Origin of the sequence: Streptomyces sp. 130 (genome assembly GCF_007096885.1) — a bacterium.
Lineage (GTDB): Bacteria > Actinomycetota > Actinomycetes > Streptomycetales > Streptomycetaceae > Streptomyces.
Genome location: NZ_VJNO01000005.1, coordinates 156,727 through 172,699 on the forward strand (window position 1 = coordinate 156,727; position 15,973 = coordinate 172,699).

Here is a 15,973-nt window from a genome sequence, read left to right on the forward strand (position 1 = left end):
GCGGTAATCAGGGAGGAAGCGTCGTCGTGAGCAGCAGGCCATCCCGAGGCGCTGCTCGCCTCGCAGCCATACTCGACGCCCTTCCGGACGGGCTTCTGCTCGTCAACTGCAACGGTACGGTCGTCAACGCCAACACCATCGCCCTCGAAATGTTCGAGTCGCCGGGCACCGCGCTCGTCGGCCGCGGGCTGCTCGATCTGCTGCCGGAGTTCGACTCCAAGCTGATCCCCGGGTCGATGCGCCGGCCCGAGGCTGCGGACGAGCGGGGCCGTACCAAGCCGACGCGCATGATCGCGCGCCGTACCGACGGCAACGAGTACCCCGTCGAGGTGACCAGCGCCAGCCTGGAGGACGGGCAGGCGGCCTACAAGGACGTCCAGGGCTCGTACGGAGGCGGCTACACCGGTGACGAGCTGCTGATGCTCGTCGTGCGCGACCTTTCCGGCACCGTCGACACCGAGGCCGAGCTGGCCCGTTCTCAGCGCCAGACCGAGATGATCCTGCGCGCCGCCGCCGAGGGCGTCGTCGGTACGGACACGGACGGCCGGGTCGTCCTGGTCAACCCCGCCGCCGCGCAGATCCTCGGCTTCCGGGCCAGCGATCTCGGCGGCCAGGAGCTGCACCCGCTGATCCTGCACTCGCGTGCGGAGGGCGAGCCCTTCCCGTACGAGGAGTCCCCACTCGCCGACACGCTGAAGTCGGGACGCAAGCACCGGGTGCGCGGGCAGGTTCTGTGGTCCAAGAGCGGGGAACGGGTGCCGGTCGACCTGACCACCGCGCCCGTCCGCGACGGCGACCAGCTCGTCGGTGCCGTGATGACGTTCACCGACCGCCGGCCCTACGAGGAGCTGGACAAGCGGCGCAAGGACGAGATCGCCGAGCTGACCTCGAGCCACACCGCCGCCGTCAGTGAGCTCACCGAGCGGCACACCGCCGAGCTCGCCGCGCTCGAGGAGGCCCACGCCGCCGAGCTGGCCGACCGCAGCGAGCGATACGCCGTCGAGCTGGAGGAACAGGCCGAGCGGCTGACCGATCTCACCGCCCGGCACACCCAGCTCACCGCCGTGCTCGGCGGGTCGCTGCGCGGGCCCCTGGAGGAGCTGCGCGGCGAGCTCTCCACCCTCGCCGCCGACCCGGCCGGCCAGCTGTGGCCCGAAGCGAACCAGATCCTGCACCACCTGGCCGCGGGCTACGCGCGCATGACGACGCTCATCGACAACGTGCTCGGCTACCAACGCCTCGACAGCGGCGCGGAAGTGCTGCTCAAGACCCGGGTGCTGCTCGACGGGGTCGTCACCGCCGGTATCGACGCCGCGGTCGAGCTGATCGGGCCCGGCCGCGCCCAGTTCGCGGTGCACGCCCCGCCGATCGAGGCCGAGATCGACGCCGGACGCCTGGTGACCGCCCTCGCGCACCTCGTCGCGGACGTCGCCGGCGTCGATTCGACCGGCAAGGCCCGTCTCGTGCCCGGCGGCGGTTACGTCGACTCGACCGTCGTGGTCGCCGCCGCCCAGCGCGGTGACGTCGTACGCATCGAGGTGCGCGGACCGTTCTCCGGGGGAGACCCGGTGCACGTGCCCATCGTGAGCGGCATCGTCCGCGCGCACGGCGGTGTGCTCCAGACGCACGAGATGCCGGGCATGAGCGGCAGCGCCTACGTGCTTGAGGTGCCGATCGGCGCGGGTGCGGGGACCGTGGCGCCCCCGGAGCCGGTGGTGGAGACGGCTCCTCCCGTGGCGCCCGAGTCCCTTCCCCTCGGGGAGACCGGTCATGCGGGCCCGGCGCCGGTGGTGTCGGACGCGCCCGAGGCGGGTAGGGGCCGGCGCCGCGCGCGGCGCTCCTCCACCGACGCCTTCCTGGAAAGCCCCGTGGGCGGCTCCGACGGCAGCGGCGAGCTCGAAGCGGCCCCGGGCGACACCGGCGCCGCCGCCCCGACCGGGCGCCGGCGTGCGCGCCGTTCCGCACCCGCCGCCGAGGCCGTGGGCCCGAACGAGCTGATCCCCGCCCAGCAGGCCGAGGGCTCCGGACGCCGTCGTGGACGGCCCAGCCCCGCGGAGACGGGCGCCCCGGGGCAGGCCCTCGCGCTCCCCGTGGCCGCCCCGTCGGAGGGGGCCGTGGTCACCGCCGCCGAGGGTGCGCAGGGTGGCCGTCCGCAGCTCGGACAGACAGTGCCCCCGCAGGGCGTTCCGGCCGGGGCGCAGGTCCCGGTCGCGGCCGGCGGGCACCGGGGGAACCCGGGGGACGAGGGCCGCCTCGCCCTCCCCCCCGTCGTGAACGCCGTCGAGTCCACGGCCCCCGCCGCCTTCTCGAACCTCGATGACGCCGCCCGCCCGGCGGCCACCTCCTCCGGCCCGGTGGTCGCCTCCTCCGGCCCGGTGGCTGCCTCCTCCGGCCCGGTGGTTCCTTCGTCTTCGCCGGAGCTGCCCGCCCCGGCACCGCAGCCGACCGGGCGGCGCCGCCGCGCCCTGGCCGCCGCCCAGGAACGGGCCGCCGCCGCCGAGGCCGGACCGCGCGTCCCCTTCGCCCTCCCGCCCGCCGACGCGGACCGGTCCCCGATTGCCGGGGGGCCGGACGGGTCCTTGGGCGCGGGGGTGCCGGGTGCGGTCGAGGTACCGGGTGCGGTCGGAGCGCCGGGCCCTGCCGACGCGCGCGAGGGCGCCGAGTCGGGTTCACACGGCATCGGCCTGGGTACGGACGCGGCCACCGCGGCCGGTTCAGACGGCATCGGCCTGGGTACGGACCAGGCCACCGCGGCCGGTTCGCACAGCATCGGCCTGGGTACGGACCAGGCCACCGCGGCCGGTACGCACGGCATCGGCCTGGGTACGGACCAGGCCGGGCCCGTCGCGTACCAGCCCGGGGCCGGGCTGCCCGGGGCCGCGGAAGCCGACCCCGACGCCCCCGCCGCCGCCCCGTCCGACGCCCCGGCCGGCACGCCGGAGCACGCCCCCGTGCCACCGCAGGGGCAGCCCGCCCCCACCGGCCGGCGCCGCGCCCGCCACGGGGACACCGGTGCGCAGGAAGTGCGGCCCGCACCGTTCGCACTGCCCGCCCCGGCCGTACCGCCTGCGCAGACCGCACAGGCCGTACCGCCCGCGCAGACCGCCCCGCCCGCCCCGCCCGCCGAAACCGCCCCGCCCGCCCCCGCCGACCTCGGGCTCAGCGCCCCGGGTGCCCCCTTCGCGCCCGCCGCCCAGCCGGGGCCGCCCGCACCGGGTGCCCCGGCCGACCAGCCGACACCGCCCGCGCACCCCGGCGCCTGGGGCGACGAAGACGCCTCCGGGCAGGGGCCCGCCGCGCCCGCCGCCGCGCCGGATACGCAGAGCACCGGACGTACGGCCCGCACCACCGGCACGGCCGCCCCCACCGCGGGCACCCCCGCCGGTCCCCCGGCCCGCCCTCGTACGCTGGCACCCGCGCCCGACGCGCGGCGGCAGCCGCTGCCCGCCGAGGCGCCGATGCCGGGCGGGGCGGACTCGACTCAGGGGCGTGCGTTCAGCGTGCGCACGCTGGGGCAGGGGGTGCCGTTCGCCCAGCACATCACCCACCAGCAGAACCAGACCCTGGGCGGCGGCAGCAGCGTCGGCCGGCGCCGCAAGCTGGCCGCGCCGCCGGAGCCCGAGCACGGTCGGGACGAGCGCCCCGCACCGCACCCCCCGGCCCCCGCGCCCCCGCAGCCGGGTCCCACGACACCCGCCGCCGCGCCCCCCGCCCCCACCGTGCACGGGCAGGGATCGGGGCAACTGCTCTCCGCGCCCGCGGCCGAGGGCCGCGCGTACGCCATCGGCGCGCCCGACGAAGGCGCGGCCGAGGGACCGGAGCCGCTGGACGGACCCGGTGGCGCGGTCGAGGTCGCCAACCGCCCGTCCCCGCAGCCGGTCGACGACGAGCTGCCCCCCGAGCCGCTCGACAACCCGCGCCGGCTCCTCGTCTGGCCCGCGCCCGACGTCTCCACGCAACAGGCCCTGAGCGACCGCGGCTACCGGCCGGTGATCGTGCACTCGCGCGAGGAGGTGGACGCGCAGATCGCGGCCTTCCCCGCCGCGCTCTTCGTAGACCCGTTGACCGGCCCGATCACCCGCAAGGCGCTGCAGTCCCTGCGGCAGGCGGCGGTCGCGGCCGAGGTGCCGGTGCTGGTGACCGCCGGCCTGGGCCAGGCCTCACGCGAGGCGGCGTACGGTGCCGACCCCGCCGTACTCCTGAAGGCACTCGCGCCGCGCGACAGCGAGCAGCACCCGCCGCGCGTCCTGCTGATCGAGGAGCACCAGTACATCGCCGCCGCGCTGACGGAGACGCTGGAACGGCGGGGCATGCAGGTCGCCTGCGCCGCGACGGACAGCGAGGCCGTCGCACTGGCGACCCGGATGCGGCCGAACCTGGTGGTGATGGACCTGATGCAGGTACGCCGCCGCCGGGCCGGAATCGTGGACTGGCTGCGCGCCAACGGCCGGCTGAACCGCACCCCGCTGGTCGTCTACACCTCGGCGGGCATCGACCAGGCGGAGCTGCCGCGCCTCGGCTCCGGAGAGACCGTGCTGTTCCTGGCGGAGCGCTCCACGAGCGACGAGGTGCAGTCCCGCATCGTCGACCTGCTGGCGAAGATCGGCACGAACTGACCGGCGTACGCACGCATACGACGAGGGCGGTACGGGAACACACCCGTACCGCCCTCGCTCTGTCCGGACTGCCGATCAGAGCCGCGTGACGTCCAGCTCGCCCTGCGCGTACTGCTTGCGGATGACCTTCTTGTCGAACTTGCCGACGCTCGTCTTCGGCACGGCCGGGATGACCGACCACCGCTCCGGCAGCTGCCACTTCGCGATGCCGGACTCGGCCAGGAACGCCCGCAGCGCCTCGTAATCGGCGGTGGCGCCCTCCTTGAGGACGACCGTGGCGAGCGGACGCTCACCCCACTTCTCGTCCGGGACGGCCACGACGGCGGCCTCCGCGACGTCCGGGTGGGCCATCAGCGCGTTCTCCAGTTCGACACTGGAGATCCACTCGCCACCGGACTTGATGACGTCCTTCGCCCGGTCGGTGAGTGTGAGGAAGCCGTCCTCACTGATCACACCGACGTCACCGGTCTTCAGCCAGCCGTCCTCACTGAACTTGTCCGCCGGCCGCAGCGCCTCGCCGTCCGCACCGCCGTAGTAGGCACCGGCGATCCAGGTGCCGCGCACCTCCAGCTCACCGGCCGACTCACCGTCCCACGGCAGGTGCTCGCCCGCCGGACCGACGAGGCGCGCCTCGACGCCCGCCGGGAAGCGGCCCTGGGTGACGCGGTAGGGCCACTCCTCCTCCGGGGTCAGTCCGGCGGGCGGGTTGGCCATGGTGCCGAGCGGCGAGGTCTCCGTCATGCCCCAGGCGTGGCAGAGGCGCACGCCCAGCTTGTCGTACGCCTCCATCAGGGAGGGCGGGCAGGCGGCACCGCCGATCGTCACGTTGGCCATCGAGGTGAGGTCGCGCGGGTTGGCGGTGACCTCGGCGAGCAGCCCCTGCCAGATGGTGGGGACGGCGGCGGCGTGCGTCGGGCGCTCGCGCTCGATCATGTCGGCGAGCGGGCCGGGCTGGAGAAAACGGTCCGGCATCAGCATGCTGACACCGGACATGAACGTCGCGTGCGGCAGTCCCCAGGCGTTCACGTGGAACTGCGGGACCACGACAAGGGTGGTGTCCTTGTCGGTCAGACCCATCGACTCGGACATGTTGACCTGCATCGAGTGCAGGTAGATCGAACGGTGGGAATAGACGACGCCCTTCGGGTCCCCCGTCGTGCCGGAGGTGTAGCACATCGCGGCGGCCTGGCGCTCGTCCAGCTCCGGCCAGTCGAAGCTGGTGGGGCGGCCGGCGAGCAGCTCCTCGTAGTCGTGCACGCGCACCGCCGCGCCGTCCAGGACGGAACGGTCGCCGGGACCCGAGACGATCAGGTGTTCCACCGACGTCAGCTGGGAAAGCAGCGGCGCGATGAGCGGCAGCAGGGAGCCGTTGACGATGACGACCTTGTCGTCCGCGTGCTTGACGACCCAGACCAGCTGCTCGGCCGGAAGGCGCAGGTTGAGCGTGTGGAGAACCGCGCCCATGGACGGGATGGCGAGGTAGGCCTCCACGTGCTCCGCGTTGTTCCACATCAGGGTCGCCACACGCTGGTCGGCGTCGATGCCGAGTTCGTCACGCAGGGCGTTGGCGAGCTGGCCGGCGCGCCGGCCGATCTCCGCGAAGCTGCGCCGGTGCGGCTCCGGCTCTCCGGTCCAGGTCGTGACCTGCGACTTCCCGTGAATCGTCATCCCATGCTTCAGGATGCGGGTGACAGTCAGCGGTACGTCCTGCATGGTGCTGAGCACGGCGTCCTCCCGGTGGGCGCTACGCGGCAGTAGGGTTCCGCTGATTCTGCGCACATACCACTTGGTATGTCACTACTTCCGGGGATACGAATCGATGTCACCCCGCAATGTCACACCGCCCGGCACCGGGTCGGAACACTCTGTTCCGCCTCGGTGGAAGCCGCCGCTCAGCGGTCGGAGGTGAGCTCCGGGTCCTGGCGGAGCTTGCCGAGCGCCCGGGAGACCGCGCTCTTGACCGTACCGACGGAGACCCCGAGCACCTCGGCGGTCTGCGCCTCGCTCAGGTCCTCGTAATAGCGGAGGACGACCATCGCCCGCTGGCGGGCCGGCAGCTTCAGGACCGCGCGCCACATCGCGTCGTGCAGCGACTGCCGCTCCGCCGCGTCGGGGCCGGGGACAGGCTCCAGCTCGGGCAGCTCGTCGCAGGCGAACTCGTCGACCTTGCGCTTGCGCCACTGCGAGGTCCTGGTGTTCAGCAGGGCCCGGCGGACATAGCCGTCGAGGGCGCGGTGGTCCTCGATCCGGTCCCAGGCGACGTAGGTCTTGGTGAGCGCCGTCTGCAGCAGGTCCTCGGCGTCGCTCGGGTTGGCGGTGAGGGAGCGCGCCGCCCGCAGCAGCACGGGACCGCGCGCCTGCACGAACGACGTGAAGGAGGGGTACGGGAGGCGCGGCGCCGCCGCCGTGCGCGCGGCGTGCGCGGCACGGCCGGGGACGCCCGGCGTACGCGCCGGCGCGTGAGTGCGTACCGGTGCGGCTCCCCTGCGGGTGCCCGTGCGGACTGGCGTGGTCATGGCTCCACGCTAGAAGCGGGGCCCGCTCCCCAAATCGCCCCCAGGTCCCGAAACCGCGTCCGCCTCAGGGTGTAGGACCGGACCCGCCTCCACCTCCTGTAGGTGGAGGGACCCGTGCCCGGGGCCTCGGGGTCCCCCTGAGGCAGACGGCGGACGGCCCGCCCGTTCGCCGGAGTGGCGTACGGGCGGGCCGTCGTGTGCGTCCGTCGCGGTCCGGCCCCCCGAACCGGGCCGTGAACGGCGCCGGGCTCACCAGAGGTTCGTGAAGTTCACCGCCAGGTTGTACGTGGACTGGTCGATGTCGGTGAAGGCGGCCCCGTTCACCTGCGCGGAATTGCTCTGGTTCGACGCTCCGGCGCCCGTCGCCTGCTGCTGCGAGGTCGAGGAGTTGCCCGCGTTGTCCCGGCCGACGCCGCTGCCGCTGATCGTGGCAACGCCCGCATTCGATCCGCTGCTCGCGAACGAGCCGTTGTCCGCCTGGGCCACTCCGCCGAGGAGAACGGCGGCCAGAGGCAGCGCGGCAACAACGGCGAGGGCACGAGCGGTACGGATGCTTGCCATGTCTGTTCCTCCAGGAACCGGAAGTAGGGCTGAGGCTGAACCCGGGCCGGCGGCCGACCGCCCGGTGCTGAGCACGACGTCGCGGACCGAAGCTGCCCACCGCCGTCCCGGCGAACCCACCCGCAGCTTCCAGTTCCCCCGCAAGCGTGAGGAGTCCGGGCCAAACCCCTGACCTGGGGCGAACTATGCGCCCAGCGCCCGCATGGGCGGCACCCGAAGAGGGAAGGGCGGAGCCGACCGGATTCGAACCGGCGTCCTCACGGTTTTGGAGACCGCGCGCGACGACCTCTGCGCTACGCCCCCGCCCCCACCGGCCATCCTAGAAGCACCGCACCCATGCCGACGGCCCCCGACCGGTTCGCCCGGTCGGGGGCCGTTCACCTGCGGTGGGTGTGGGATTTGAACCCACGGTGACTCGCGCCACGACGGTTTTCAAGACCGTGCCTAGCAAGCAACCCAAGCCGCCCTGAGCTGCACCTCTGCTAGGCGAGCCACCGTTAGCGTCTGACCTGGCCCGCGCATGGCCCGCAGCAGCGGCGACGCCCGTCATGTTGGGATGCCCGCGTAGAGCCCCGGTGAGGGACGACCGACCGGGTGAGCTACTGGCCCAACTGAGGCTGCGCAGGATCGTCCGTAGAGTCGCGCGGGGCGATCACACGCCGCGCGGGCTCAGGCGCTACCGGAGTCCAGCCGCCAGCGGTTGACTCCACCCGGTCGAGGAAGTCTTTGTGTGCTCGCTTAGTTGAGTCCAGCACCTCATGCCAAGTCTTCCTTGAAACCCTCACATCACTTTCAAGTGATGACAGCGAGACGGCGTTCATCCTGTCGATGTAGTCGACCACGAAGGTCAGTTTCCGGTACGGGAACTGTTGACCTAGGTCGGGATTCTCCTCCAGGAACCTGTGCAATGAGTCCAAGTAATTCATGGCATTGAGGAATTCCGCATCGGTCAGCTTATACCCCATGCGTTTGATTTCCACAATCCAGAGAATGCCAGAGTCGTGAAGCAACACGAAGTCCGGCTCCTTCGCCTTCCTCTCGATCGCAGAAGTGCTGATAGGAACACCGTACTTCTTGGCGTACCAGGCTTCGAAGCTAGCCCGCACTCGCTTCAGGGACTCGTTCATCCCCAGGGGCGTCCACTCGGGAGCGAGAAGCCAGGGGGCCTGTTCGATAAGTTCCTGAAGGGGCCTTTCCAGCGTTTTCCCATCAGAGATCAGCGCTTCGAGTTTAGCCACGACTTCGAGGCGTTCCGCAGCAACCTGACCGAGAGAGTACATCTCGGCAATATGCGCCTTCTGGAACAGATCCATGACTGCGTCTACCGTCGTCTCTGTTGTGTCAGCCACTTCCCTCAACGCCTGCAGGAGGCTGCGATGAGGACCGAGTGACATGGCTAGGTTGCCCAGCCGTTCAACATGTTCGGGGTTCTTGAGTGAATCGCGATCGGTGTCACGCACCAACAGCGCCGCCGCCTCCTTTACCGAATCTCGATATGCGGGATCTGACGGTGCTGCTTCACGCAGTTTTTGTTCCAACTGCGACTTTTCCAGAAAGTATCGCATCTTCTCTCGGCGCGCGAAATCCTCGCTGCGGCGAGCGAGTTCGCGGATGAGGTCCTGCCCCCAAGTACTTAGAGCTTCCCCAATGTCCGACGACCAGATGATGTCTTGCCTGTCGGATCGGATAAGATCCTCGTCTTCGTCCAGCCATTCCGCATGAAGCTCCCCCACGATATAGCTTCGCAGCTTGAATTCACCATGGAATCCAGCAGCGATACCAAAGTCTGCTGTTTGAGCTACAAACTTTCCGCGAGCATAGATGCGCACACCCGCCATATTGGCATCCTTATAAGGACCATCGCTGTACGCCACGTACCCCGTCACGGGGAGAAATGAAGAATCAAAAGGCACAGGACGATTATCGAGTTCGATCCGAGTGCCGTCCATGAGGTCAATTTTCAAGCGCCCTAGGGTAAACTCATCAGACACCTTGGATGCGTTCTTCACGCAAACGCGCCAGTCCGCGCGCTCCAGTCCGAACCTTGCAGCTAGCTGCCTGTTGAGCTCTTCCTTCGACGGGACACGCTTTCGGGAGAAGTCTCGAAGTTTGATGACCGAGCCCCGTTTGTCCGACCAAGTGCCGTTGAGGTCGCCGATCTCGGGGTGATAGTCACTATCCGTGTCGGCGAGCATGTCAGGCAGGTGGAGGATTAGATGAGAGGTGATGTACCCACGATCGGTCAGCTCGCCTCCGGTAGAGATCACCTCAACGGTTTTACAGATACCGAACGGTGCGAGTTTACCGATTCCCTTCCTTCCCATCACCGGGCGATTCTTTTCACGAGATTTGTCGCTTCCAGTGCGCGTCCTTCGATCCGCCCCCACTGTCAGGTAGTGACGATTAACCTCGCTTGGCGTCATTCCGTGACCGTCGTCTTGAATGACGACTTCGTAAGCAGCAGACAGGTGTGGAGCTTTGGGGTCATACAAGAAGGCACCCCAGGGAAGCGTTACAGTGACGTTCTCGGCGTCGGCATCGTAGGAGTTAGCGATCAGTTCGGCTAGGACTGCGGAAACGCGGTCATAAAGCTTGATACCCAGTTTATCAATCGTGAGCCGACTGATGCGCATTGTGTACTGGTGGCCAGATTCAGAGGCAGGGGCCTCCGGCGACTGCACTCCTCCCGCATCCCCTTCAGAAAGGCTCATAGGAAGCTGCTCGTGATTGACCGCATCCGACATTAGGTACCCCCCTAGGCGTGGCGATGTTGAATCCGACATCCTGCATGACGTTAGGTCAGCTTGCCTAGGGCGCACGCGGGTTGCATGCGGCGCACGCCATGGCCACGGGGCACCTAGTGGGCTAACATCCAGCCGTGACGAAGCCCACTGCCATCGACCTCTTTGCTGGCGCCGGCGGAGCGACCTTGGGGCTCGCGAAGGCTGGCTTCAGAGTCCTGGGTGCTGTGGAGATCGATCCAAGCGCTGCTGCGACCCACGCGAAGAACCACCCTGACTCCCAACTTTGGGAGTCCGACATCCGTTCGCTTCGTGCCACGAGCATGCGCAGGGAGCTGGGGTTGGCTCCTGGTGAACTCACCTTGCTCAAGACGTGTCCACCCTGCCAGGGCTTCTCATCCCTGGCCTCTGGCAGGGGCCTGACGGACCAGGAACGCAACGACCTTGTGATCCACACCGTGCGCTTCGTGCGGGCCTTTTTGCCTAGAGCCGTTCTGCTGGAAAACGTTCCAGGGCTGAGTAAGGATGCGAGGCTCGCCTTTGTACGAGATTCGCTCCACTCACTCGGCTACGCAACGCAAGTTTACGAATTCCAAGCATCTCGTTTCGGCGTTCCGCAACGCCGCAGACGACTCATCATGCTGGCAGTCAAGGGGAAGAGGAGTGCGCTACCTCTCGATATCGCCGAACTGATTTCGGAATTTGAATCTGCAGTATCGGTGCGGGACACTTTTACGGAACTACGCTCTTTTGCGCGATCGGACGACCCACTCGATCGTTACAGAAAAAGCTCTGATAAGGTCCGGCTTCGGATAGAAGCAATCCCGGAGGGAGGTGGCAGATTCGATTTGCCGGAAGAATATCAACTCGAATGCCACAAGCGGCTGAATAAGAGGACTGCCACGGCATCGTACGGACGGATCAAGTGGGATGGTCCAGCACCGACGATGACAACCCGTTGCACAACTCCGGCATGCGGTTCGTTCCTTCACCCCGAAGAACACCGAGGTATCACGCTGCGAGAAGCGGCAAGCCTCCAGACTTTCCCCTTTGATTACGATTTCGAAGGAAGCTACGGGGATATAGAACGGCAGATTGGCAATGCTGTACCTGTACGTATGGCGACCGTGTTGGGTCATGCAGTCAAACGCCTGGTGTTCTAGGGGCTTACGCATCTCCACACGAACAGTAATTCCATGTCCGGACATACCGCCGTGTGCTGCTACCCCACTGCCTGTGCGTCTACTCTGACTCGCTTTAGCCGTCACCCCCCTTCAGAGCCCCAACTACGGCGGCAGGATCGCCCTCGTATAGCAGGTGCGGTTCCTCTTTAGTGGGTGGGATGAAACGGGTGCGATAGCGCTGGAGATCGCTCTCCGCGAAGTAGATCGCGTTTGGATCATTGGCATGGAACTCGTTGCGCTTGCTGACCTCGCCCACAGTTCGTCATGGGTGGCTGCGAGGTAGACGAGCACGGGGACGGCGCCAACCTCGGAGGCAATGCCTTGCCACTTACCCCTGTCATCGGGAGTCCAGAAGCCGTGGTCGACAACCACATCGTGTCCAGCCTTGAGCTGGGCGCGAAGGTCTGCGGCCACATCTTCGAGCACAGGTCGCTCCAGAGTGGGGAAGATGCCCCGGGGGAAGTCGACTCCGTAGACGCCGTGTCGGCGGAACATTTCCTCGTCCGGGCACAGGCGGACGAATCCCCGATCCGTCAGGGCACGGGACAGTGTGGTCTTGCCGGAGCCTGGGAGTCCTGCCATCAGCACGCAGAACGGGGGGGGCGTGTGGGCGTCGCTTGCGTCATGACTCGCGAGATGGCTGCTGCCTCGGTTTCGGTTCCTGGCGCGGTGCTGCCGCCAGGTCTGGCCGTGAGCGGGGGGCGCCCTCTCGCCCTTCTGGCTCGTTCGCGGGTGTGGTGTTCGCACCTGTCACAGGGTGACCTCGGTTTCGGTGCGCCACGTACGGCCTGGCGCACCAAGGTCGACGCCGTACTCCACGACGGTGTCCTCACTGTCCAGGAACTTCGCGGTCATCACGACCACCGGATCGGCCGGCGGGTTCTCCGAGTCCAGCTTCAGAAGCAGCGCGTGCTCTGGCGTGAGACGGCTGGCCGATGCCGTGTCGATGCGGCGAGTGATCGGGTGGCCGGTTGCCTGCGCGATGAGCTGAAGCGACGTGCCTCCCGTCAGACGCTCGCTCTCTGCCAGCTGCGGCACCAGCTTCCCGTACCGGGCGGGAATCCACGACGTGCTGTGAGCGACGATGCCGTGCCGGTCCCGGTACACCCGGCTACGCCGTACGACCTTCGAGCCGGGCTTGATGTCCAGGGCCTGGGCCACGTCGGCGGGTGCTGGCACAACGGCTGCCTGGTGCGAGTCGGACCGCTCGCCCGTCCCCCAGCTGGAGCCGGTACAGCGTCCCCGGTCCTGACGTTGGGCGCCCGAGCACGCCAAGGCATACGCGCTCATGAAGTGGCCCGGAGCGGCGGCCAAGCATCGAGCGAGCATTGCGGAGTCTCTTGCCGTCGTGACGCCCGTCTTCACGAGCGGTCGGGGCGCTAGCCCTGACGCTCGCGTGCTTCGGTCCACCCTCTATCAGTGGGCGTTCCGGGCCGTGGACGGTCCGGAGGAAGCGTTGGTCTCGCGTGCTGACGGCCAAGAGCTCCCGGACAACATCCGCGAGGCCCTGGAATGGGTCGCCCAACACTCCATGCGGGTGGATGAGGCGGCAAAGCCCGAGCACGTACGCGCGGCACTGTCCGCCCTCTCCAAGCTCCTGAACGGGAAGCAGGCGGCGGAGAACACGGCGAACCGGAAACGCATGGTGCTGAGCAACGCCTTCCGGTACGCCGTTGAGGAACGGGCGCTCCTCACCCGCCACCCGTTTCTGTCCGTCGACTGGACCGCGCCTCAGACGTCGGATGAGGTCGACTTCCGCTGGGTGCCCGGTCCGCGGCTCGCTCGCGCTCTGCTCGCCGGCGTGGCCGCCCAGGGGGCCCGAGGCGAGCATCTGGAGGCGTTCTACGGGGCCGTGTACTACCTGGCGACGCGCCCCCGCGAGGCCGTGGCCCTGCGAGAGTCTGATTTCGACTTGCCGCCGGAGAGCGAGCCGGACGCGTGGGGCGAAGTCCTGGTCTCGGAGAGCCACCCCGGGGTGGGCAGCGGCTGGACCGACAGCGGGAAGTCCCACGACGTGCGGGGCCTGAAGCACCGCGCCCGGAAGTCCGTACGTGCCGTGCCCGCCCCGCCGGTGTACGTCCGCATGGTCCGCGCTCACATCGCGCGCTTCGGCGTCGCCCCGGACGGCCGGCTGTTCCGGGCCGTGCGTGGTGGCCGCCTCACCTCGAACGAATACTCCGAGGTCTGGAGCGAGGCCCGGAAGGCCGTACTCAGCGAGCGGGAGCAGGGCACCCCGCTAGCCGACGTACCGTACGCCCTGCGGCACGCGGCCATTTCCCTGTGGATCAAGTCCGGCATGGACCCGGTCGAAGCCGCGTCCCGCGCCAGCCACAGCCTCGCGGTGCTCTACCGGTTCTACGCCAAGCTGCTCAAGGGCGGGTCGGCGGCAGCTAATCTGCTCGTTGAGCAGGGGCTTCGCGCGGAGGAGTAGGGCGCGGTTCTGGCCCACGTATGGCCCACACGGCCTGGCCGACACCGGGAAACAGGTACCCGGGGTGAGACAAGGTGAACGCAGAGGGCGGGTCTCCGGAGTGGAGACCCGCCCTCTGACCTGCACATTCTCTGACCTGTGGCGGTGGGTGTGGGATTTGAACCCACGGTGACTCGCGCCACGACGGTTTTCAAGACCGTTCCCTTAGGCCGCTCGGGCAACCCACCCCGCGCCTGCGCGGTCGGTGAGGACCGGTTTGGCGCGGGGACAGCCTAGCCGGTCAGCTGTCGCCCTTGCGCTCCCCCAGGGTGACTTCGGCCGTCGCCGTCTTGCCGTCCCGCTCGTAGGTCAGGGTGACCCGGTCGCCCGGCTTGTGGGTCCAGATCTCGCCGATCAGGGTGGGACCGCTGTCGATGACGGTGTCGTTGAACTTCGTGATGACGTCGCCGGCGCGCAGGCCCGCCTTGGCCGCCGGGCCGTCCTTCGTGACCGCGTCCGTGCCGCCCGTGCCCCGGTCCGCGATGACGGCGCCGCCGCTCTGCTCGTCCATCGTCACCGTCGCGCCGATGACGGGGTAGACCGGCTGGCCGGTCTTGATCAGCTGCTGGGCGACGGTCGTCGCCTGGTTGATCGGGATCGCGAAGCCGAGGCCGATGGAGCCCGCCTGGCTCTGGCCGGAGCTGCCGGTCGACTGGATCGCCGAGTTGATGCCGATGACCGCGCCGCCCGCGCTGAGCAGCGGGCCGCCGGAGTTGCCCGGGTTGATCGAGGCGTCGGTCTGCAGGGCGCTCATGTACGAGTTGCTGCCGCCGTTGCCGTCACCGGAGGCGACCGGGCGGTTCTTCGCGCTGATGATGCCCGTGGTGACCGTGTTGGACAGGCCGAACGGGGCGCCGATGGCGATCGTGGAGTCGCCGACCGCCACCTTGTCCGAGTTGCCCAGCGGCAGCGGCGTCAGGGACTGCGGCGGATTCTTCAGTTTGATGACGGCCACGTCGTAACCCTGGGCCCGGCCGACCACCTCGGCGTCGTACTTCTTGCCGTTGGAGAACGTCGCCGTGAGCTGGCCGCTGTCCGCCGCGGAGGCCACCACGTGGTTGTTCGTGAGGATGTGGCCTTCCTTGTCGTACACGAAGCCGGTGCCCGTGCCGCCCTCGCCGTCACCGCCCTGCGCCTCGATGGTCACGACGCTCGGCAGGGCCTTGGCGGCGACCCCGGCAACGGTGCCCGGGTCGCGCTTGAGGTCCTGCTGGTTCGCCGACGCGGAGACCGTGGTCGAACCGGAGTCGTCGTTGCGGTCCGCGGCCCAGTAGCCGAGGGCGCCGCCGATGCCGCCCGCCACGAGCGCCGCCACCACCACGGCGGCCACCAGACCGCCCGCACCGCGCTTGCGCGGTGCCTCGGGGGCGTGCGTTCCGCCGGGCGGACCCCACACCGGGCCGCCGCCGCTGCCGTGCGCCGCCTGGGCGTACGCCGGGACGGCGGGCGGCGGAGGCCAGCCCGCGTCGGCCGCCGACTGGGGCGGGGGCGGGGGTGCGTACTGCGGGTTCGTCGGGTAGGCGGCCGTCTGCGCGGTCGCGGGGTCCGGCGAGGAAGGGGCGGCGGTGGGGGCGGGGGCGGGCGGCTGGTCCGGCGCCTGTGCGGCCGGCTGCTGCCGTGTGGCCGTCTCATCCGGGCGGGAGACGGCGGGGGGCGCGTCCTCGGGATGCGCCTGGGGAGCGTCGGCCGGCACGGGAGGTACGGACGGGGCGGCCTCCGCCGCGTTGCCCTCGTTGCCCTCGTTCTCGGTGCTCACAGCTCTTTACTCCTCGGTTCCACATCAGTCATTCGGCAAGAGATCCGCTGTGTACGTGTCCGCAAGCAGCTTTTCCCACGACACGTCAGGCCACTGTAAGCAGGACCTGTGCATCTGCGCACGGCCCTT

The 15,973-nt window shown here is 69.2% G+C and carries 9 protein-coding genes, 3 tRNA genes and 1 pseudogene; 3 read left to right on the plus strand and 10 right to left on the minus strand.

The features are described from left to right. The first annotated feature begins 26 nt into the window (after positions 1-26). Positions 27-4,616, plus strand: a complete 4,590-nt coding sequence (locus FKN01_RS06865) for a PAS domain-containing protein (RefSeq protein ID WP_143617454.1) — start codon at positions 27-29, stop codon at positions 4,614-4,616. 75 nt (positions 4,617-4,691) lie between these two features. Here FKN01_RS06865 and FKN01_RS06870 read toward each other — a convergent pair whose 3' ends face one another. The 6 genes from FKN01_RS06870 to FKN01_RS06890 form a co-directional block, all read right to left on the minus strand. Beyond that, entirely contained in the window at positions 4,692-6,341 is a 1,650-nt protein-coding gene (locus FKN01_RS06870) for a long-chain fatty acid--CoA ligase (protein ID WP_143617457.1), read from the minus strand. Positions 6,342-6,508: 167 nt separating this feature from the next. After that, positions 6,509-7,132, minus strand: coding sequence for a SigE family RNA polymerase sigma factor (locus tag FKN01_RS06875; RefSeq protein WP_143617459.1), 624 nt, complete (start codon positions 7,130-7,132; stop codon positions 6,509-6,511). 249 nt (positions 7,133-7,381) lie between these two features. Beyond that, positions 7,382-7,693: a hypothetical protein gene (locus tag FKN01_RS06880; protein WP_143617461.1), complete on the minus strand. Its 312-nt coding sequence runs from the start codon at positions 7,691-7,693 to the stop codon at positions 7,382-7,384. A 228-nt stretch (positions 7,694-7,921) separates the two neighbouring features. Continuing rightward, positions 7,922-7,996 (minus strand) — tRNA-Trp (locus tag FKN01_RS06885). Between the two features lie 79 nt (positions 7,997-8,075). Continuing rightward, positions 8,076-8,158: transfer RNA gene (locus FKN01_RS32475), tRNA-Ser, on the minus strand. 134 nt (positions 8,159-8,292) lie between these two features. After that, positions 8,293-10,437 carry an ATP-binding protein gene (locus FKN01_RS06890; protein WP_221939358.1) on the minus strand — a complete coding sequence of 715 codons (2,145 nt, stop codon included), beginning with the start codon at positions 10,435-10,437 and terminating at the stop codon, positions 8,293-8,295. A gap of 134 nt (positions 10,438-10,571) precedes the next feature. Here FKN01_RS06890 and FKN01_RS06895 point away from each other — a divergent pair, with 134 nt between their 5' ends. Next, positions 10,572-11,597, plus strand: a complete 1,026-nt coding sequence (locus FKN01_RS06895) for a DNA cytosine methyltransferase (protein ID WP_143617463.1) — start codon at positions 10,572-10,574, stop codon at positions 11,595-11,597. Between the two features lie 123 nt (positions 11,598-11,720). On the opposite strand, the gene FKN01_RS06900 is transcribed toward FKN01_RS06895, so the two are convergent. Then, positions 11,721-12,200 carry an ATP-binding protein gene (locus FKN01_RS06900; RefSeq protein WP_260696803.1) on the minus strand — a complete coding sequence of 160 codons (480 nt, stop codon included), beginning with the start codon at positions 12,198-12,200 and terminating at the stop codon, positions 11,721-11,723. A 168-nt stretch (positions 12,201-12,368) separates the two neighbouring features. Continuing rightward, positions 12,369-12,884, minus strand: a pseudogene (locus tag FKN01_RS06905) (UTRA domain-containing protein); the annotation flags it as partial. 271 nt (positions 12,885-13,155) lie between these two features. Between FKN01_RS06905 and FKN01_RS06910 the strand changes: the two are divergent. After that, positions 13,156-14,049: a site-specific integrase gene (locus FKN01_RS06910; protein WP_185992773.1), complete on the plus strand. Its 894-nt coding sequence runs from the start codon at positions 13,156-13,158 to the stop codon at positions 14,047-14,049. A gap of 139 nt (positions 14,050-14,188) precedes the next feature. Here the strand turns inward: FKN01_RS06910 and FKN01_RS06915 are convergent. Further along, positions 14,189-14,276, minus strand: a tRNA-Ser gene (locus tag FKN01_RS06915). 53 nt (positions 14,277-14,329) lie between these two features. Beyond that, the gene (locus FKN01_RS06920; RefSeq protein WP_143617465.1) at positions 14,330-15,844 is read right to left on the minus strand and encodes a S1C family serine protease; all 1,515 of its coding nucleotides are present in this window, start codon (positions 15,842-15,844) and stop codon (positions 14,330-14,332) included. Positions 15,845-15,973: the final 129 nt, after the last annotated feature.

Coding starts and splice junctions, on each gene's coding strand:
- FKN01_RS06875 (WP_143617459.1), bottom strand. CDS start 7,132: ATGACCACGCCAGTCCGCACGGGCACCCGCAGGGGAGCCGCACCGGTA.
- FKN01_RS06880 (WP_143617461.1), bottom strand. CDS start 7,693: ATGGCAAGCATCCGTACCGCTCGTGCCCTCGCCGTTGTTGCCGCGCTG.
- FKN01_RS06890 (WP_221939358.1), bottom strand. CDS start 10,437: ATGTCGGATGCGGTCAATCACGAGCAGCTTCCTATGAGCCTTTCTGAA.
- FKN01_RS06900 (WP_260696803.1), bottom strand. CDS start 12,200: ATGGCAGGACTCCCAGGCTCCGGCAAGACCACACTGTCCCGTGCCCTG.